This is a genomic window from Microbacterium sp. zg.Y1084 (assembly GCF_024623595.1).
GTDB lineage: Bacteria > Actinomycetota > Actinomycetes > Actinomycetales > Microbacteriaceae > Microbacterium > Microbacterium wangruii.
Genome location: NZ_JANJGV010000002.1, coordinates 525,875 through 544,044 on the forward strand (window position 1 = coordinate 525,875; position 18,170 = coordinate 544,044).

At 70.2% G+C, this 18,170-nt stretch carries 22 protein-coding genes; 11 read left to right on the forward strand and 11 right to left on the reverse strand.

What is annotated here, in order from left to right; all coding sequences use genetic code 11:
- The first annotated feature begins 41 nt into the window (after nt 1–41).
- Nucleotides 42–1,013, forward strand: coding sequence for a squalene cyclase (locus NQ165_RS03760; protein WP_257531414.1), 972 nt, complete (start codon nt 42–44; stop codon nt 1,011–1,013).
- 47 nt (nt 1,014–1,060) lie between these two features.
- Here the strand turns inward: NQ165_RS03760 and NQ165_RS03765 are convergent, their stop codons facing one another.
- From NQ165_RS03765 to NQ165_RS03785, 5 genes are all read right to left on the reverse strand, one after another.
- Nucleotides 1,061–1,339 (reverse strand): hypothetical protein, encoded by a 279-nt coding sequence (locus tag NQ165_RS03765; protein ID WP_257531416.1) that lies wholly within the window; start codon nt 1,337–1,339, stop codon nt 1,061–1,063.
- A gap of 67 nt (nt 1,340–1,406) precedes the next feature.
- The gene (locus NQ165_RS03770; protein WP_257531419.1) at nt 1,407–2,015 is read right to left on the reverse strand and encodes a hypothetical protein; all 609 of its coding nucleotides are present in this window, start codon (nt 2,013–2,015) and stop codon (nt 1,407–1,409) included.
- 311 nt (nt 2,016–2,326) lie between these two features.
- A complete protein-coding gene (locus tag NQ165_RS03775) occupies nt 2,327–2,908 on the reverse strand; it encodes a YigZ family protein (RefSeq protein WP_257531420.1) in 582 nt (193 codons plus the stop codon).
- 3 nt (nt 2,909–2,911) lie between these two features.
- Nucleotides 2,912–3,781, reverse strand: coding sequence for an alpha/beta fold hydrolase (locus NQ165_RS03780; RefSeq protein WP_257531422.1), 870 nt, complete (start codon nt 3,779–3,781; stop codon nt 2,912–2,914).
- Nucleotides 3,782–3,823: 42 nt separating this feature from the next.
- Nucleotides 3,824–4,513, reverse strand: a complete 690-nt coding sequence (locus NQ165_RS03785; protein WP_257531424.1) for an SDR family oxidoreductase — start codon at nt 4,511–4,513, stop codon at nt 3,824–3,826.
- A gap of 100 nt (nt 4,514–4,613) precedes the next feature.
- Here NQ165_RS03785 and NQ165_RS03790 point away from each other — a divergent pair, with 100 nt between their 5' ends.
- The 4 genes from NQ165_RS03790 to NQ165_RS03805 all read left to right on the forward strand — a co-directional run bounded on the left by NQ165_RS03790 (nt 4,614) and on the right by NQ165_RS03805 (nt 7,021).
- On the forward strand, nt 4,614–5,273 hold the full coding sequence (locus tag NQ165_RS03790; protein ID WP_257531426.1) for a Type 1 glutamine amidotransferase-like domain-containing protein: 660 nt from the start codon (nt 4,614–4,616) through the stop codon (nt 5,271–5,273).
- 123 nt (nt 5,274–5,396) lie between these two features.
- Nucleotides 5,397–5,687: a helix-turn-helix transcriptional regulator gene (locus tag NQ165_RS03795; RefSeq protein ID WP_257531428.1), complete on the forward strand. Its 291-nt coding sequence runs from the start codon at nt 5,397–5,399 to the stop codon at nt 5,685–5,687.
- Nucleotides 5,684–6,085 carry a VOC family protein gene (locus tag NQ165_RS03800; RefSeq protein WP_306816367.1) on the forward strand — a complete coding sequence of 134 codons (402 nt, stop codon included), beginning with the start codon at nt 5,684–5,686 and terminating at the stop codon, nt 6,083–6,085. The genes NQ165_RS03795 and NQ165_RS03800 overlap by 4 nt, the downstream gene beginning before the upstream one ends.
- 105 nt (nt 6,086–6,190) lie before the next feature.
- Complete coding sequence (locus NQ165_RS03805; protein ID WP_257531430.1) at nt 6,191–7,021, forward strand: nuclease-related domain-containing protein; 831 nt, start codon at nt 6,191–6,193, stop codon at nt 7,019–7,021.
- Nucleotides 7,022–7,151: 130 nt separating this feature from the next.
- Here NQ165_RS03805 and NQ165_RS03810 read toward each other — a convergent pair whose 3' ends face one another.
- Together NQ165_RS03810 and ychF are read right to left on the reverse strand one after the other, a co-directional pair.
- Nucleotides 7,152–7,655, reverse strand: a complete 504-nt coding sequence (locus tag NQ165_RS03810) for a GNAT family N-acetyltransferase (RefSeq protein WP_257531432.1) — start codon at nt 7,653–7,655, stop codon at nt 7,152–7,154.
- 87 nt (nt 7,656–7,742) lie between these two features.
- Nucleotides 7,743–8,816 (reverse strand): redox-regulated ATPase YchF, encoded by a 1,074-nt coding sequence (gene ychF, locus NQ165_RS03815; RefSeq protein ID WP_257531435.1) that lies wholly within the window; start codon nt 8,814–8,816, stop codon nt 7,743–7,745.
- 96 nt (nt 8,817–8,912) lie between these two features.
- Between ychF and NQ165_RS03820 the strand changes: the two genes are divergently transcribed.
- Nucleotides 8,913–9,260 carry a LysR family transcriptional regulator gene (locus NQ165_RS03820; protein WP_257531437.1) on the forward strand — a complete coding sequence of 116 codons (348 nt, stop codon included), beginning with the start codon at nt 8,913–8,915 and terminating at the stop codon, nt 9,258–9,260.
- A gap of 18 nt (nt 9,261–9,278) precedes the next feature.
- Here the strand turns inward: NQ165_RS03820 and NQ165_RS03825 are convergent, their stop codons facing one another.
- Nucleotides 9,279–10,940 (reverse strand): ABC-F family ATP-binding cassette domain-containing protein, encoded by a 1,662-nt coding sequence (locus NQ165_RS03825; RefSeq protein ID WP_257531439.1) that lies wholly within the window; start codon nt 10,938–10,940, stop codon nt 9,279–9,281.
- Between the two features lie 71 nt (nt 10,941–11,011).
- Here NQ165_RS03825 and NQ165_RS03830 point away from each other — a divergent pair, with 71 nt between their 5' ends.
- Entirely contained in the window at nt 11,012–11,353 is a 342-nt protein-coding gene (locus NQ165_RS03830) for a hypothetical protein (protein WP_257531441.1), read from the forward strand.
- 9 nt (nt 11,354–11,362) lie between these two features.
- Here NQ165_RS03830 and NQ165_RS03835 read toward each other — a convergent pair whose 3' ends face one another.
- Complete coding sequence (locus NQ165_RS03835) at nt 11,363–12,109, reverse strand: class I SAM-dependent methyltransferase (protein ID WP_257531443.1); 747 nt, start codon at nt 12,107–12,109, stop codon at nt 11,363–11,365.
- A 92-nt stretch (nt 12,110–12,201) separates the two neighbouring features.
- On the opposite strand from NQ165_RS03835, the gene NQ165_RS03840 reads away from it, so the two are divergent.
- Nucleotides 12,202–12,822: an exonuclease domain-containing protein gene (locus NQ165_RS03840; protein ID WP_257531446.1), complete on the forward strand. Its 621-nt coding sequence runs from the start codon at nt 12,202–12,204 to the stop codon at nt 12,820–12,822.
- 67 nt (nt 12,823–12,889) lie between these two features.
- Nucleotides 12,890–14,167, forward strand: a complete 1,278-nt coding sequence (locus NQ165_RS03845; RefSeq protein WP_257531448.1) for a DNA recombination protein RmuC — start codon at nt 12,890–12,892, stop codon at nt 14,165–14,167.
- Nucleotides 14,168–14,177: 10 nt separating this feature from the next.
- Here NQ165_RS03845 and NQ165_RS03850 read toward each other — a convergent pair whose 3' ends face one another.
- Both NQ165_RS03850 and glpX read right to left on the reverse strand, forming a co-directional pair.
- Nucleotides 14,178–14,378, reverse strand: a complete 201-nt coding sequence (locus NQ165_RS03850; RefSeq protein WP_257531450.1) for a UDP-N-acetylmuramyl pentapeptide phosphotransferase — start codon at nt 14,376–14,378, stop codon at nt 14,178–14,180.
- A gap of 118 nt (nt 14,379–14,496) precedes the next feature.
- The gene (glpX, locus tag NQ165_RS03855) at nt 14,497–15,486 is read right to left on the reverse strand and encodes a class II fructose-bisphosphatase (RefSeq protein ID WP_257531451.1); all 990 of its coding nucleotides are present in this window, start codon (nt 15,484–15,486) and stop codon (nt 14,497–14,499) included.
- A gap of 184 nt (nt 15,487–15,670) precedes the next feature.
- On the opposite strand from glpX, the gene fbaA reads away from it, so the two are divergent.
- On the forward strand, nt 15,671–16,702 hold the full coding sequence (fbaA, locus tag NQ165_RS03860) for a class II fructose-bisphosphate aldolase (RefSeq protein WP_257531453.1): 1,032 nt from the start codon (nt 15,671–15,673) through the stop codon (nt 16,700–16,702).
- Between the two features lie 110 nt (nt 16,703–16,812).
- Entirely contained in the window at nt 16,813–18,141 is a 1,329-nt protein-coding gene (locus NQ165_RS03865) for an HNH endonuclease signature motif containing protein (RefSeq protein WP_257531455.1), read from the forward strand.
- The last annotated feature ends 29 nt before the right edge of the window (nt 18,142–18,170 follow it).

The following is an 18,170-nucleotide window of genomic DNA, read 5'->3' on the forward strand; positions in this document are numbered from 1 at the left end:
ACCTGCTGACACCGGACTCGCGACCGGTCTATCGTGCCCTCATGACGACCGACCCACGGGTGCTCGACTGGCTGCTCGACTCCGACCCGGCCCTGCGATGGCAGGTGGAGCGCGACCTGGCGGGCGCACCTGACGAGGTGTGGCAGCGCACGCGCGCACGCGTTCTCGTCGAGGGCTTCGGGGCACGTCTCCTGTCGCACCAGGACCCCGACGGCCAATGGGCCGGCGGTGCGTTCTTCCCGGCCGGGTTCTTCGACAGCGAGGAGATGCAGCAGCCGGGCCAGCCGTGGATCGCCACGACCTGGAGCCTCAAGGACCTGCGCGAATGGGGCGTGGATGCCGCCGCCCTCGGCGACACCGCCGAGCGCCTCGCCGCGAACAGCCGCTGGGAGTACAACGACCTCCCCTACTGGGGCGGGGAGGTCGACATCTGCATCAACTCGTACACGCTGGCATCCGGCGCGTGGCTCGGGGTCGCCGTCGCACCGCTCGCTCGGTGGTTCGTAGAGCACCGGCTGGCTGACGGCGGGTGGAACTGCGAAGCCGAAGAGGGCCACTCGGTGCGCTCATCGTTCCATTCGACCCTCAACGCCGTGCGTGGGCTGCTCGCCTACGAGAAGCTCACCGGAGACACCACGGCGCGCGATGCCCGCCATGGCGGCGAGGAGTACCTGCTCGAGCGGCGCCTGCTCTACCGCCTCAGCACCGGCGAGCCGGTGGGAGAGTTCGTGTCGCGGTTCGTCGCCCCCACCCGCCATCGGTACAGCGCCCTCACCGCACTGGACCACTTCCGCGACGTCGCGCTGCACGAGGGCCGCGCGCCCGACGCCCGCATGGCCGACGCCGTCGCCGTGGTGCGCGACGCGCGCCGGCCCGACGGCACGTGGCTGCAGGGCGCTCCCCTCCCGGGCCGCACGTGGTTCGACGTGGATGCCGGCGAGGGCGAGCCGTCGAAGTGGCTCACCCTCACCGGCACGCGCGTGCTCGACTGGTGGGATGCCGCCACGGCGTGACCGGCCGCCGCGGCATCCACCCGATCAGGTGCGGGCGGTCCCGCCGGTCACTGCGCGCGCCACAGCTCCCAGACGCGTTCGGCGATGCGCTGGTAACGCCGGCGCGGACCGGCGATGTCGCGCCCGAACATCGCGATGAACACGCGGTGCACGAGTGTCAGGGTGTCGTCGTACGAGCGGACCGCTGCCATCCGCGGGGCGATCTCCACCGCCTCGGGGTGATACTCGTCGGGGTTCGTCCCCTCGTAGTCCAGACCTATCGGGTCCTCGTCGAACAACAGGCGTTCGAGGCGCTGCACGCGGTCGTCGGTGGTGTTTACGGGCATGGCGATACTCCTTCGGTGCCCCGGCCTTCGGGGCTCAAGAGGATCGCTCGCCCTGGGGCGACGGCGTTCAGGCCCGGGAGGGTTCGCGCGCATCCCGTCCGTCGAGCATGATCGGCAGTCCATCGATCTGCGCGAGCGCCTGCGCGCGGTTGTTGCGTGCGGCCTGCGCGTGGTCGGCGATGTCGGCACGCACGTCGTCGGAGTACTCGCCGGTCGACGCGGCCACGACCGCGGCGTTCGCCCGGTTGCGAAGCGAGATGAACATCGGCTTGTTCTGCATCGACCGATCGACCCACTGCGGTCGGTCGAACACCGTCCCCATCTGGATGGTGCCCTCGTCGATCCACATCGACGCGTACACCTCTGCCGCGCCGAGGGCGGCCTGGATCCCGAGGTCGGCGTCGACCGGAGTGTCGAGCAGGGCGCGCACCTCGTGCTGCAGATACGGCACGACCGGCAGCACCTCCGCGGCATCCGCCTCACTCACGGCTTTGGCCTCGCTCGCGCGTGCGATCACCGCACCGACGAGGTCGAGCCGTGAGGTGAGTTCCTCTGCCAGGGCGGCATCCAGCTCACGCCCGTCCCGCATGGCGAGGGCGTTGTGGAAGACCATGAGGCGCTGCAGGTTGGCGAACATCAGGATCAGCGCATTGAAGCGGTGTTCGTCGGGAGTCATCGTTCGACGCTATCGGATGCCGGCGCCTGCGGCCCCTCGGTCGTTGAGCGGGCACCCCTTCGGTCGTTGAGCGAGCGAAGCGAGACGAAACGCGGTGTCCGTGCGGGCAGGCCCTCGGTCGTTGAGCGAGCACCCCCTCGGTCGTTGAGCGAGCGAAGCGAGACGAAACGCGGTGTCCATGCCGGCAGGCCGGCCCCGGGCAAAGAGAAAGCCCCGACCGTTACCACGCGGCCGGGGCGAGACGGATGAGAAATCCGCCTATCGAGAATCAGTCTACGCCACCACAGGGGCGACCCGGACCACAGCGGCGTTCAGTGCCAGACCGCGCGACCCTGGCAGATGTCGTCCACGCGCGCGGCCAGGTCACCGGCGCGATCCTCGGGCACGGCGAAGCTCAGCTCGACCTCGACCCCGTGGCTGGCCTCTCCGAGCTCCGCGCCGGCGACCTCGAGCTCGCGGCGCACGGCGCCCTCCTGCGCGTAGGGCACCGAGACGCGCAGCATCCGCGTGCGGATGAGCGGCACGCGCTCGGCACCGAGGAGCGCCTGCGCCACGGCATCCGTGTATGCGCGGACGAGCCCTCCCGCACCCAGCTTCACGCCGCCGAAGTACCGCACCACGGTGGCGAGCACTCCCTCGAGCTCCTGGTGCCGCAGCACCTCGAGCATGGGGCGGCCCGCGGTGCCGCTCGGCTCGCCGTCGTCGTTGGCGGCGGAGTGGCCGCCGGCCATCAGCGCCCAGCAGATGTGACGGGCGTCCGGATGCTCGGCCCACAGCTCCTGCACCCGCGCGACGGCAGCTTCACGTCCCGCGACCGGCTCGACGCACCCCAGAAAGCGGCTCTTCTTGATGACGAACTCACTGTGAACGGGCGCGGCGAGGGTGAAGGGCATGGCTCAGGACTGCTCGGGGCGAGCGCCCGACCGCCGGTGTGCACGGTCGGCCGTCGCGTACTCCGTCATCTGCTGCGCCCACCGGGCCAGGTGCGCCTGCACGAGGTCGGGCTGATCGTTCTCCAGGTTGTGGCCGGCCCCGTCGAGCACGGCATACGTCGCACGGGGGAAGCGCTGCGCGAGCGCCCACTGATCCTCATAGCCGACCACGGCGTCCTGACGACCGGTCAGCATCAGCACCGGACGATCGAAGCCGGCGAGGTGATCGTCGGGTAGCGCGGGCAGGGCGTAGTCCTTCGCCAGGCGCGCCATGGCGCGCACGTCGGCGCTCTGCAGGCCGGGGAGCACCGACCGTCGGAAGCGTTCCCAGTTCTCCCGGGACTGCACGACGGCCAACTCGGTGTAGGCCTCGGCATCGGCGGCGCTCAACCCGGCGACGAGCGCGGCATCCTCGACCAGAACGGCGTGCGGTGGGACCAATCGGTTCTCGCGCACCGAGTCCACGACAGGAGCCAGCAGCGCCATGCCGAGGCACTGGTGGGGCCGACGCGCGACCAGATCGCGGGCGAGCAGGCCGCCGAGCGACGCGCCCACCACGGCGAACGGCGTGGAGCCGAGCAATCCGCCTACTGCCTCATCGAGCCAGTCGGCGAGCTGGGACAATCCACCTGGGGCATCCAGCGCCGGCGTCGCACCGAACCCGGGCAGATCGAGGTAGATGCGTTCCCACAGCCCGGACTCGTCGAAGGCGGCATCCAGCGCCAGCATCATCCGGTGATCCACGCCGTTGCCGTGCACGAACACCACTGGGGTTCCGCTGCCGAGCCGGACGACGTGCGGGGGCCGCGGCACCGTGAGTGCGGTCACTGACATGAATACATCATGACCCCCGGAGCCTGGACCCGCCCACTCCCGTCAGACGCCCGGTCGGATCGTCAGGTCGGGGATCTGCGCGTCGCGAGGCAGGTCCAGCACGGTGAGGATGCTCGTGACGACCGAGTCCGCATCGATGAAGGCGGCCGGGTCGTAATCGCGTCCTTCCTGCTCGTGCACGCGCTCCTGCATCGCCGTGGCGGTGCGCCCGGGATACACCGACGACACCCGCACGCCGTGCGGCGACTCCTCGGCGCGCAGGCTGTCGGCGAGCGCCTTAAGTCCGTGCTTGGATGCCGCGTAGGCCGCCCAGTCGGGCGCCGCACGCAGTCCGGCGCCGGAGTTGACGAACACCACCTGGCCCTTCGCCGCGCGCAGCGCCGGCAGCAGCAGCCGGGTCAGCTCAGCCGGCGCGACGAGGTTCACGTCGAGCTGCGATGCCCACTTCGCGACGGTGAGCTCGGCCACCTGGCCCAGGTCGACCACGCCCGCGACGTGGAGCAGCGAGTCCAGGCGGCCGGGGAGGTCGTGCCGCGTGAGCGCCGCGGCAAGCTCGCCCGGCGCCGCCAAGTCGGCGACGATCGTCTGAGCACCGGGAAACCGTTCCCGCAGCTCCGCCGCACGGGCGTCGCTGCGCGCGAGCAGGATGAGATCGTCGCCACGTGCCTGCAGGCGCGCGGCGAGGGCGGCGCCGATGCCGGAGCCGGCGCCGGTGAGCAAGTGCAAAGCCATACCGCCATCGTCCCACGGCGCGCGAACGCGGCAGGGTCTGGGCGCGCCCTGCGAGGGGGACGTAGCATCAGCGCACCCACCTCTCACCTCCGGGGGCACGATGAAGCTTCTCCTCACGTCTGGCGGCATCACCAACGACAGCATCCGCGCTGCGCTCCTCGAGATGCTCGGCACCGACATCGAGGAGGCGTCCGCCCTCTGCATCCCCACCGCCCAATGGGGCCATCCGCTGTGCGGTCCCGTCTCGGCGCGCCGCTTCGTCAGCGGTCTGCCGCCATCGGGCGGGATGACTTCGCTCCCTTGGAAGTCGATCGGCCTTCTGGAACTCACCGCGCTGCCCACCATCGCGCCGGAGCGCTGGCAGGGGTGGGTGGGCGACGCCGATGTCCTCCTCGTCGACGGCGGCGAGGCGACCTACCTCGCGCACTGGATGCGGGCGTCCGGGCTGGCCGACTCGCTCCCGTCACTCACCGACACCGTGTGGGTGGGGGTGAGCGCGGGCAGCATGGTGCTGACCCCGCGCATCGGCGACTACTTCGTCGAGTGGCCGTCGGCGCCGGACGACACGACCCTCGGGGTCGTCGACTTCGCGATCTTCCCGCACCTCGACGTCTTCCCCACGAACACGATGGATGCCGCGGAGCGCTGGGCGGCACAGATCGGCGTTCCCGCGTATGTCATGGATGACGAGACCGCGGTCCGCGTCGTGGATGGGACGATCGACGTCATCTCGGAGGGGCGCTGGGCGCGGCTCGGATGAGTCCCGAGCGTTTCGTCTCGCTGCGCTCGCTCAACGACCCGTGTTGCGGCCGTTTCGTCTCGCTGCGCTCGCTCAACGACCGGGCCGTTGACAGGCAAGTGGATACTTGCATAACGTGGGCGCGTGGATCAGGACGCAGAACTCTATCGGGCGCTTTCGGATGCGACGCGCCGACTGATCCTGGACGAGCTCGTCGATCGCGACGGCCAGACGCTCTTCGAGATCTGCGGGCGACTCACCATGAAGCACGGGGTGACCTCATCCCGCCAGGCCGTGTCACAGCACCTCGAGGTCCTCGAATCCGCGGGCCTCATCCGCACGCGCCGCGAGGGCCGATACAAGTTCCATGACCTCCACACCGAACCACTCGCGGCGATCGCCGCGCGGTGGCAGCGAAAGGAATCCGCATCATGATCAGCATCACGACGACCAGCGTCTACGTTGACGAGCAGTCGAAGGCGCTCGATTTCTACACCGAGAAGCTCGGCTTCATGAAACAGGTCGATGTGCCGACCGGCGAGTACCGCTGGCTGACGGTGAGCAGCCCCGCCGATCCGAACGGCGTCCAGGTGCTGCTCGAACCCGATCAGCACCCCGCCGCAAAGGCGTTCAAGGCCGCTCTGGTCGAGGACGGCATCCCGTTCACGCAGTTCGCCGTCGACGACATCGACAGGGAAGTCGCGCGCATGAAGGAGCTCGGCGTGAGATTCACGCAAGACGTGACGGACTACGGAAACGTGGCCGTCGCCGTCTTCGACGACACATGCGGCAACCTCATCCAGCTCGCGATGATGAAGGGTTCCGCTGCCTGATCGTCGGACATTGACGGAGAACTCCGTCGCTCAACGACCGGGCGGGCGGCGCGTATCGCTCGTCGGCGCGGAACGGTACGCCCCGCGCTCCCTAGACTCGACTCGATGACGACCGAACCTGCCCCTCAGCTGTCCCCGGACTCCTCTCCTGCGGCTGCGCCGGTCTTCGGGACGGTTGCCGCGGCATCCGTGATGGCCGAGTGCCTCAGCGTTCAGAGTCAGGTGCATCCGCGCTCAGCCCTCGCCCGATGCTTCGGCAGATCGCCCCTGTCGGAGGACTCGCGCTCCTGGTATCTGGGAACGCTGGGCGAACTCGACGCGGCAACCCGCCTTGAGTCGCTCGATGAGGGCTGGGCCGTTCTCCACTCCGTGCCCATCGGAACCCGAGGCAGCGACATCGACCACGTTGTCGTCGGCGCCGCCGGCGTGTTCACCATCAATACGAAGCTCCACGAGGGCGCGCGGATCTGGGTGGGCAGCCGGCGGCTACTGGTCAATGGTCAGAAGACCGACCATCTTCGCAACACGCGGTACGAGATTGAGAGAACGCGCAAGCTGCTGTCGACCGCGGCCGGCATCGACGTCCCCGTGCGCGGAGCCATCGTCATCGTCGGCGCCAAGGAGATCACGATTCGAGAGCAGCCGGAGGATGTCGCGGTGTTGGCGGCGCCCCAGCTCCTGCGGTGGCTGAAGAAGCAAAAGCCGCTTCTCAACCCGGCGAAGCTGACGGCGGTGACGGCGGTTGTCCGCGACGAGGCGACATGGTCATCGCAGCCTCAGCCGCTTGTCGATGCGCAGAGGTTCAGCGAACTGCGTCGCGAAGTCGAGTCGGCGAGACGCATACGGATGCTCTGGGGCGGCGTCCTGCTCGTCGCCATCCTCTCGGTGGGTGTTCCGTTCGCGGTGGACTTGTACACTCGCGTATTCGGCAGTTGACGCAGGCCTCGACGGCGTGGTGGCGCAGCCCTCACTGGGTCACTCCCGCCCCCTCACGACGCTCAACGCCTGAGTCGCGGCGCGTTTCGTCTCGCTTCGCTCGCTCAACGACCCAGACGCGAGGAGAACGTCAGCGGAGCGGCTTCACCATGATCAGGCACGGCGTGCCCTCGCCCCAGAGGCCCGTCTCCTCCAGGGGCAGGAAGCCCATCTTCTCGTAGAAGCGCCGGGTGAGCGCGTACCCGGCATCCGGGTGCGAGGGACCGAGCGTCTTCACCTCGAGGAGGCGAACCCCTCGGCCGACCGCGTCGGCCTCGATCGCAGCGAGCATCGCCGTTCCGACGCCGGAGCCATGCGCCGCGCGATCGACCACGGTGAGATGGATCTCCGCGACGTGCGGATAGTGCCGGTCCACCAGAGTGACGCCGATCACCGAGCCGTCGGCGTCACGTACCGTCCAGGTCTCCTTGGTCTGCGCCGCCTCGATGTACTCTGCGTTCGCTTCCGGTTGCCCGAACCATTCCGGCACCCTGTCGAGCAGGCGGGCGACGTCCTCCGGGACCGCGTGGTCCTGCGCGGCCTTCCACGCGGGGCGGTGCCTGCCGTCGGCTCGCGGGGCGGTTTCGTCACTCACCGTGCGCTCCTCTCCGAGCGGGGCGTTTCGTCTCGCTTCGCTCGCTCAACGACCGGGGAACACGCTCGCTCAACGACCGGGGGGGGGTCAGTTGTTGAAGCGGAACTCCACCACGTCGCCGTCCTGCATGACGTAGTCCTTGCCCTCCAGCCGCGCCTTGCCCTTCGCGCGGGCCTCGGCGACCGAGCCGGTCTCGACCAGGTCGTCGAACGAGATGACCTCGGCCTTGATGAAGCCCTTCTCGAAGTCGGTGTGGATGACGCCGGCAGCCTGCGGCGCCTTCCATCCCTTGCCGATCGTCCAGGCGCGGGCCTCCTTGGGACCTGCCGTCAGGTAGGTCTGCAGGCCCAGCGTGTCGAAACCGATGCGGGCGAGCTGATCCAGACCCGACTCGTCCTGTCCGGTGGATGCCAGCAGCTCGGCGGCGTCCTCGGGGTCGAGGTCGATGAGCTCTGACTCGATCTTGGCGTCGAGGAACACGGCCTTCGCCGGGGCGACGAGCGCCTCCAGCTCGGCCTTGCGCGCGGCATCCGTCAGGATCGACTCATCGACGTTGAACACGTAGATGAAGGGCTTGGCGGTGAGCAGGCCCAGTTCCCGGATCGGCGTCACGTCGATGCCGGACGACGACAGCAGTTGCCCGCGCTCGAGCGCGTCCTTCGCGGCGAGCGCCGTTTCGAGCACGACGGGCTCGGCCTTCTTGCCGCGCACTTCCTTCTCGTAGCGCGTGATCGCCTTCTCGAGGGTCTGCAGGTCGGCCAGTGCCAGTTCGGCGTTGATCGTCTCGAGGTCGTTCTTGGGGTTCACCGCACCCTCGACGTGCACGACGTCGTCATCGGCGAAGCCGCGCACGACCTGCGCGATGGCGTCGGCCTCGCGGATGTTCGCGAGGAACTGGTTGCCCAGGCCCTCCCCCTCGCTGGCGCCGCGCACGATGCCGGCGATGTCGACGAACGACACCGCGGCGGGCAGGATCCGCTCGGAGTGGAAGATCTCCGCGAGCTTGTCCAGGCGCGGGTCGGGCAGGTTCACCACCCCGATGTTCGGCTCGATCGTCGCGAACGGGTAGTTCGCCGCGAGCACCTGATTCTTGGTCAGGGCGTTGAAGAGCGTCGACTTGCCGACGTTGGGGAGACCGACGATTCCGATGGTAAGAGCCACGGGCATCCAGTCTACGTGGCGGGCGGCGCCGGGCCCGACCGGCGCGTGCTGAGAGAATGGATGCCGCCGGGTCCCTCCGGCGGAGGAAGGCATCCTGTGAACATCACGCACCTGGAGCGGTTCGTCGCCGTCGCCGAGGAACTGCACTTCCCGCGCGCTGCGGAAGCCCTCGGCATCCCACTGGCATCGCTCTACACCTCGATCGACAAGCTCGAGGCCGAGGTCGGGCAGGCGCTGATCACCCGCGACGGTTCCGGCACGCGTCTGACGAAGGTGGGCGAGCTGTTCCTCGACGAGGCCAAGGAGCGCATCGCCTCCGCCCCCGCCCCCGCGCCGAAGCCCGTCGTCCCCGCGGGCGGCAAGGCGAAGGCTTCCAAGGGCAAGGGACGCGCCCCCGTCGTGAAGGGTCAGCCGAAGCCCTACAAGAAGCGCCAGGGCCGCTGACGCGCGGCATCCGCTCGGCTAGAGCTCGGTGACCTGACCCGCTTCGACCCGCCAGCGGCGATCGGTCTGCACCGTGTCGAGCATCCGCCGGTCGTGCGTCACCAGCAGCAGGGTGCCCTCGTAGGTCTCGAGCGCCTGCTCGAGCTGCTCGATCGCCGCGAGGTCGAGATGGTTGGTCGGCTCGTCGAGCACGAGCAGGTTGACTCCGCGCGCCTGCAGCAGCGCAAGCCCGGCGCGCGTGCGCTCCCCCGGTGACAGCTCGTCGACGGGACGGTTCACGTGGTCGGCTTTGAGCCCGAACTTCGCCAGCAGGGTGCGCACCTCGCCGGATGCCAGCTGCGGCACGAGCGCCTCGAAGGTGTCGGCCAGCGACGCGGACCCCACGAACAGCGACCGGGCCTGGTCTACCTCGCCGATCTCGACGCTCGCGCCGAGGCTCGCGGTGCCCTCGTCGGGGCTCTGCCGCCCCAGCAGCAGCCGCAGCAGCGTGGACTTCCCCGCCCCGTTGGGACCGGTGATGCCGATGCGCTCGCCCGCGTTGACCTGCAGCGAGACCGGGCCGAGGGTGAATGCCCCCTGTCGCGCCACCGCACCGCTGAGGGTCGCCACGACCGAGCTGGAGCGGGGAGCCGCGCCGATCGTGAACTGCAGCTGCCATTCCTTTCGGGGTTCGTCCACCTCGTCGAGGCGCGCGATGCGACTCTCCATCTGGCGCACCTTCTGGGCCTGCTTCTCACTGGACTCGCTCGCGGCCTTGCGGCGGATCTTGTCGTTGTCGGGCGATTTGCGCATCGCGTTGCGCACTCCCTGGCTCGACCACTCCCGCTGCGTCCGCGCGCGCGAGACGAGGTCGGCCTTCTTGTCCGCGAACTCCTCGTACTGCTCCCGTGCGTGACGGCGCAGCGTCGCCCGCTCTTCGAGGTAGGCGTCGTAGCCGCCGCCGAACACGCGGTTGCTGCCCTGGGCGATGTCGAGTTCGAGCACCTTCGTCACGCAGCGTGCGAGGAACTCGCGGTCGTGGCTGACCAGCACGACCCCACCACGCAGTCCGCGCACGAAGGCTTCGAGACGCTCGAGCCCGTCGAGGTCGAGGTCGTTGGTGGGCTCATCCAGCAGCACGATGTCGAAGCGGGACAGCAGCAGCGCGGCAAGCCCCACGCGCGCGGCCTGCCCGCCCGACAGCGACGTCATGAGCGCGTCTCCCGCCGTGTCGGCGTCGAGTCCGAGGTCGGCCAGCACCACGGGCACCCGTTCGTCGAGATCGGCGGCGCCGCTGGCGAGCCACCGGTCCAACGCGGCCGAGTACACGTCGGCCGGGTCGGCGCCGGCGCCTCCCACCGGAGCGGGTTCGGCGAGCGCGGCCGCCGCGGCATCCATGTCGGCGGTCGCCTGTGCACACCCGGTGCGCCGCGCGATGTAGTCGGCGACCGTCTCACCGGGCACCCGCTCGTGCTCCTGCGGCAGCCACCCTACGAACGCGTCGGGCGGCGACAGCGCGATGGAGCCGGCCTGCGGCTCATCGATGCCCGCGAGCAGGCGAAGCAGGGTGGACTTGCCCGCGCCGTTCGCACCGACGACGCCGACGACGTCGCCCGGCGCGACCGTGAGGTCGAGTCCGTCGAACAGGGTGCGGTGGCCGTACCCGCCGGCGAGGCCGCGGGCGACCAGTGTGGCGGTCATCCTTCCATCCTCCCACCGTGCGCCCCCTCGCCCGGTTCACTCCCCGGCCGCTGTTCGGGATACCGTCGAGCATGGTCAGCCCGATATCCGACGCCGCACCCGCCTCCGCACCGGATGACAGCGGTGCCCTCGCACGGCGGCTCGAGATCACGATTCAGCGGCCGAAGCTGGCGCTGTACGCCGGGCTGCGACCCACGCTCGTCATCGACGGCCGCGGTCAGCCGACGCAGTGGGGCGTGGGCACCTGGCAGGTTCCCCCGGGGGCGCACGCGGTGATCGCGGTGTACCTCTTCAACCGACTGTGGCGATTCGGGCAGGCCGAGGCGACCGTCGCCGCGGATGCCCTCACGCCGCTCGTCTACCGGGCGCCCGTGCTGCCCTTCGGCCGCGGCCGTCTGGCGCCCCGCCGCTGACGCCAGACCTCACACCGCGACGCGGGCCCTGAACGCGTAGGTCAGATAGGGCACGTCGACGACCTCATCGCCGACCGCGCCGATGTCGTCGAACAGGTCGGCCAGTTCGGCGTCGATGCGGGCGCGCTCATCATCGGATGCCGTGATGACGTGGCTGCGCGAGAAGGCCATCGCCCGCAGGTCGAAACGCGTCATCGGGCGCGACCAGCTCCACGTCTCCTCCTCGAGCGGGCCGAAGGGTGAAGACACGGGTGGGTGACCGGCCGCCAGCATCCGCTCGGCGGCGCTGCCGTCCATGATCGACCCCATGCGCGCCACCCATTCCACCGCCTCGTCACGGATGTTCCAGATGAGGCCCAGCACCCCGCCCGGGCGCAGCACGCGCGCCGCCTCGGCGGACGCCGCCGGAGGGCGCACCCAGTGCCACGACTGGCCGAACACCACGGCATCCACGCTGTCGTCGGGCAGCGGAAGGTCCTCGCCGCGTCCGACGAAGGCCGGAATGCCGCTGCTGGTGGCGCGCAGCGCATCGAGCATCCCCGGATCGGGATCGACGGCCACGACGTCTGCGCCGGCATCGCGCAGTCCGCGACTCAGCTTGCCGGTGCCCGCCCCCACGTCCACGACCCGCACGGCCCTGCCGTCGATGGTCGGCAGCAGCCACCGCACCGCGTCGAGGGGGTAGTCGGGGCGGCCGGCCTCGTACTCTCCGGTCGCCCCGCCGAACGATGTCGCCAGGAAGTCGTGATCAGCCATGCTTCCACTGTACAAACGGCACCCTGGGGCGGATCCGGGTCGCCGCGGCGTGCCCTCCGCGCCTCGGCGTGGGTCGGACCGAGAGTGGAGGGGTGCCCCTGGACTTCACCGCGATCGACTTCGAGACGGCGAACTCCTCCAGCGCTTCGGCCTGCGCCGTGGGACTCACCCGCGTGCGCGCCGGCGTCGTCGTCGCCACCGCGGGCTGGCTCATCCAGCCGCCCGCCGGGCACGACCGGTTCTTCGACCTGAACGTCGGCATCCACGGCATCCGCGCCGAGGACGTCGTCCACGCCAAGAGCTGGTCGGCGCAGCTGCATGACATCGCCGCCTTCGTCGGCTCCGACGTGCTCGTGGCCCACAACGCCGGCTTCGACATGACGGTGCTCCGACGCGCCTGCGAGGTCACCGGCGACGTGTGCCCGCCGTACCGCTACGTCTGCAGCCTGCAGGTGGCGCGCAAGACCTACGAGCTGCCGTCGTACCGGCTGCCGTCGGTGGCCACGGCGGTGGGCTTCCTGGAGTTCGCGCACCACGACGCCGCCGCCGACGCCCTCGCGTGTGCGCACATCATGATCGACGCCGCCGCGCGCGCCGGGGTCGACGATGTGTCCGACCTCGCTGCCACCCTCGGGCTGCGGGTGGGTCAGATCGCGGTTCCGGCGCCGGCGCCGGCGGTTCTGTCGGCGGATGCCGTGGCCCTCGCCGTCTGAGCCTCGCCTCAGCCTGCGGCCCGAGCGCCGTCACGGCGATGTCGGTGGCCGATGGCATCCTCGGATCATGGACGCCCTCCCCCTCGCCCTGCTGATCCTCGTGGTCCTCGCCGTCGGTGTCGGCGCCGGCTGGTTCGCCGGCGCCGCGCGCGCCTCCGAGCGCGCGGGCAGGGATCGCGGCGAGCTCGCCGCCCGCGCCGCCGCGGCCGAGACCGCACGTGACACCCTGGCCCGCCAGCTCGACGAGCAGCGCGCCCTGCAGCGCGACCTCGGGCTGCAGGCCCGTGCCGAGCAGGCCGCCCGAGAGGAGCGCGAGCGCCGTGAGCAGGCGGTGCTGCGGGCCCTCGCGCCGGTGCAGGAGTCGCTGTCGTCGATGCAGCACAAGGTGGAGCAGCTCGAGCGCGAGCGGCAGCAGCAGTACGGCTCACTGGCAGAGCAGCTGCGCCGCGCCCAGGAATCCGACGAGGCACTGCGCTCGACCACCGAGTCGCTCGCCGGCGCGTTGCGCTCCAACGCCACCCGTGGCGTGTGGGGCGAAACCCAGCTGCGCCGCATCGTGGAGTCCGCGGGCCTGACCCGCTACGTCGACTTCGACCTGCAGTCCTCCGTCTCCTCGGATGCCGGTGCCGGCCGGCCCGACATGATCATCCGCCTCCCCGGGGGCAAAGCGCTGGCCCTCGATGCGAAGGTGCCGCTCGACTCCTACCTCGAAGCGACGGCCATCCCCGAGACGGCTCAGGGCGAGGAGGGCGCACGCCGACAGGCCCTGCTGGACCGGCACGTGAAGGCGGTGCGCGCGCACGTGGACGCCCTGTCGAAGAAGGCGTACTGGGCAGGCCTGGATGCCAGTCCCGAGTTCGTCATCTGCTTCGTTCCGAGCGAATCGCTGCTCTCGGCCGCGCTCGCGCAGGACCCGGCACTGCTCGATCACGCCTTCGGCAAGCGCGTCGCCCTGGCGTCACCGGTGAATCTGTGGGCGGTGCTCAAGACCGTCGCGTACACCTGGACGCAGCAGGACGTCTCCGAGGAGGCCAGGGAACTGCTGGCCCTCGGCACGCAGCTGTATGAACGCCTGGGCTCGCTGACGGGCCACGCCGACGACATGCGCCGGGCGATCGAACGCACCGTGGAGTCGTACAACAAGCTCGTGGGCTCCCTCGAGAGCAGGGTGCTGGTGACCGCGCGGCGGTTCCCCGGCATCGACGAGACCAAGCTCGATGTGGTCGCCGCGCCCGCAGTGATCGAGAGCACGCCGCGTCGGCTGACCGCGCCGGAGTTCGATCAGGCCGAGCCGGCGCTCATCGCCGATGTCGGTGAGGTGCGCGACCGCGTGGCGGAGGACTGAGCGGTCGGGCTCAGAGCCCGCCGGGGAAGAAGGTCATGAGACCGATGACGGCAGCCGACACACCGAGGAAGGCACCGATCATCCACCACGCGCTCACCTGATGACCCTCAGGGGTCCGGCGGCGGAACAGGACGTCGGGGCGTCGAGCGGGGTCGGTCGAGATGATCACGGGCATCTGCCCGGTCTTCGGGCCGTTCACCTGAGTGCTCATGTGTGGATCCCCTCGGAACTCGGAAGCGATGATGTGCATCGCCGTCGACACCGATCCCCATTGTGCCAGAGGCAACGCTGGGAGAAGGGTCACAGACCCATCACGTCTGCCCTCGGGGTCAGAGCCACTTCGATGTGAGGTGCTCCGACGTGATGCGGCGGAGCGTCCCGGACGCGCCGCGCAGCACGACCGACTCGGTGTAGATGTGGTCGCCTTCCCTGCGCACACCAGCCACCAGCTCGCCGTTGGTGACGCCGGTCGCGACGAAGATCGTGTTCGTCCCGGTCACCAGGTCGTCGGCCTCGTACACCTCGCCGTCGACCTTGAGCCCGGCATCCAGACCCAGCTGCTTCTCGTCGTCGTCCCGCGGCCACAGCCGCCCCTGGATGTGACCGCCCAGCGCCTTGATCGCGCACGCGGTGACGATGCCCTCCGGGCTGCCGCCGATTCCCACGCACATGTCGGTGCGGGCGTTGTGGCGTGCGGCGTTGATCCCGCCGGCGACGTCGCCGTCGCTCATCAGCCGGGTGCCGGCGCCGGCCTCGCGGATCTCCTCGATGAGGCGGTCGTGACGGGGGCGGTGCAGCACCGACACGACGATCTCGTCGACGGGCTTGCCCAGCGCCTTCGCCAGCCGGCGGATGTTCTCCCCGATCGGCAGGCGGATGTCGACGACGCCCACCCCGGCCGGCCCGGTGACCAGCTTGTCCATGTAGAAGACGGTGGAGGCGTCGAGCATGGTGCCGTGCTCCGAGACCGCCAGCACCGACAGCGCGTTGTTGCGACCTGCGGCGGTGAGCGAGGTGCCGTCGATGGGGTCCACCGCGACATCGCACTGCGGCCCGCGACCGGTCCCGACACGCTCGCCGTTGAACAGCATGGGCGCGTTGTCCTTCTCGCCCTCGCCGATCACGATCGTGCCGTCGAAGTTGACGGTGGTCAGGAACGCGCGCATCGCGTCCACGGCCGCCCCGTCGGCGAGCTCCTTCTGCCCGCGGCCGATGAACGGCACCGACCGGATCGCTGCCGCTTCGGTCGCTCGCACGAGCTCCAGAGCGAGGTTGCGGTCGGGGTGCAGGGGACTCATATCCGCGGTCAGGCTCACCATGGGGCACAGCCTATGCCGCGCGGTGCCGACGCGCCCGGGTATGGCGCTGTCGGAGAGCGAAGGAAACGCGGTTCTTTCCGGCTCGTTATGTGCACGCGGCCGTTTGCCACGGCCGACCCCCGGGACCGAGTGGGCCCGCTTCGCTAGAGTGAAGCAGGATCAACCGCCGACTTTAGGAGCTGACATGCCCGTCGCAACCCCCGAGCAGTATGCCGAAATGCTGGACCGTGCGAAGGCCGGCGGATTCGCATACCCGGCGATCAACGCCGCCAGCTCGCAGTCCATCAACGCCGTGCTGCAGGGACTCACCGAAGCCGGCTCCGACGGCATCATCCAGGTCACCACGGGCGGCGCGGACTACTTCGCCGGCCACACCGTCAAGGGCCGCGCCACCGGTGCCATCGCCATGGCCAAGTTCGTCACCGAGGTCGCGAAGAACTACCCGATCACGGTCGCCCTGCACACCGACCACTGCCCCAAGCCCGCGCTGGACGACTTCCTGCTGCCGCTGATCGCCGCCTCCGAAGAAGAGGTCAGGGCCGGCCGCAACCCGATCTTCCAGTCCCACATGTGGGATGGCTCCGCGGTGCCGCTCGCCGAGAACATCGAGATCGCCCAGACGCTGCTCCCCCGCATGAAGGCCATCAGCGCCATCCTCGAGGTCGAGATCGGCGTCGTCGGCGGCGAGGAGGACGGCGTCAAGCACGAGGGCACCAACGACGCGCTGTACACGACGACCAACGACGTCGCCCAGGTGGTCGAGGCACTCGGTCTCGGCGACCAGGGCCGCTGGATCGCCGCGCTCACCTTCGGCAACGTGCACGGCGTCTACAAGCCCGGCAACGTGAAGCTCAAGCCCGAACTCCTCGGCGAGATCCAGGAAGGCATCGCCGCGCGCTTCGGCACCGGCCAGAAGCCCCTCGACCTGGTGTTCCACGGTGGCAGCGGCTCGACGCCCGAGGAGATCGCCCTGGCCGTCGCCAACGGCGTCGTGAAGATGAACATCGACACCGACACGCAGTACGCCTTCACGCGTGCCGTCGCCGGGTACATGTTCCAGAACTACGACGGCGTGCTCAAGATCGACGGCGAGGTCGGCAACAAGAAGGCCTACGACCCCCGCGCCTGGGGCAAGGTCGCCGAGTCGGCGATGGCCACCCGCGTCGTCGAGGCGACCCAGCAGCTGGGTTCCTACGGCAAGTCGCTCGGCGCCTGACACCTTCGCAACGCGAGAACGCCCCGGCCCTGGTGGTCGGGGCGTTCTGCGTGCCGGCACGGAGCGCGTACATTCGAACGAATGTCCGAGGTTCGCGCGACAATGGTCGCATGGCAACGGACACGACGCGCAAGGCCCCGCAGGCGGAGGTCGACACCGCTGCGCTGCACGCACTCGTGACCGCACTCGGCGGCGTGCGATCGGCGATCGCCGGGTTCCGCGCTCTCGAGGCGTCGCTGCTCACCGCGGCCTTCGACCTCGCAGACGAGGCCGCCGGTTCACTTCCCCTCCGCGAGCGCGAGCGCGAGATGGCGCTGCGCACGGTCGCCGCCGAGATCGGTGCCGCCCTGCACGCCGGCGACCGCACCGTCCAGCGCCGCATCTCCGAGGCCTGGACTCTCACGCAGCGGTTCCCTGCCACCCATGCCGCCCTCGCCGACGGACGCATCGAGGCCGCTCACGCGTCCGCGATCGTGGATGCCGGGCAGGGCATCGGTGACGACGCCCAGCGGGCGGCCTTCGAGGCCTCGGCCGTAGCGCTCGCAGAAGCTGAGACCCCTGCCCGCCTGCGCGCGGTCCTCGGCACCCTCGCCGAGCAGGCGGAGCGCGGTGATCGAGAAGCGCGCCATCGTGCGGCACGTGCACGCCGCGCGGTGATCGTGCGCGACGTCGGCGACGGCATGGCTGAGTTGCTCGCCACGCTCCCCGCCGTCCTCGCCCACGGCATCCACGATCGCCTGACGACGATGGCGGGCGTCATCCGCCGCACGACCCACGATGCCGAGCGCGCCGCGGGTGCCACGGACGCCACGGACGCCACGGACGCCACGGACGCCACGGATGACGATCGCCGAACGATCGACCAGATCCGCGCCGACGTCCTCTGCGATCTGGCGCTCGGGGGCGGCCCGATCGCCTCCGGCGACGGCCTGGCTGCCATCCGCGCACAGGTGCAGGTGAGTGTGCCGGTGCTCACGCTCGCCGGCCGCACCGACGGAGGCGCGCGCCTGGCAGGTTCCGGCCCGATCGACGCGCAGACGGCGCGACGGCTCGCCGGCCACGCCGTCGGCTGGGACCGCGTGATGACTCACCCGGTGAGCGGTGTCGTCCTCGCCGTCGACCGCTACCGGCCGAGCGAAAACCTCCGCCGCGTGCTGCGCGTGCGTGACGAGCATTGCCGCTTCCCCGGCTGTCGCCAGCCCGCACGGCGGTGCGATATCGACCACACGCATGATGCGGCGCTCGGCGGCGCCACCAGCGCAGAGAATCTCGCCCACCTGTGCAGGCGACATCACTCGCTCAAGCACGCCTCCGCGTGGCGGGTGCGCCAGCGAGGCGGTGGCGTGCTCGAGTGGACGAGTCCGACCGGGCGGAGCTACGTGGACACGCCGGTCACGGCGGTGCGGTTCGCACCGACCTGCGATCCGCCGCCGTTCTGATGTCGGTGCGCGGCGCTGTCACGCCACAC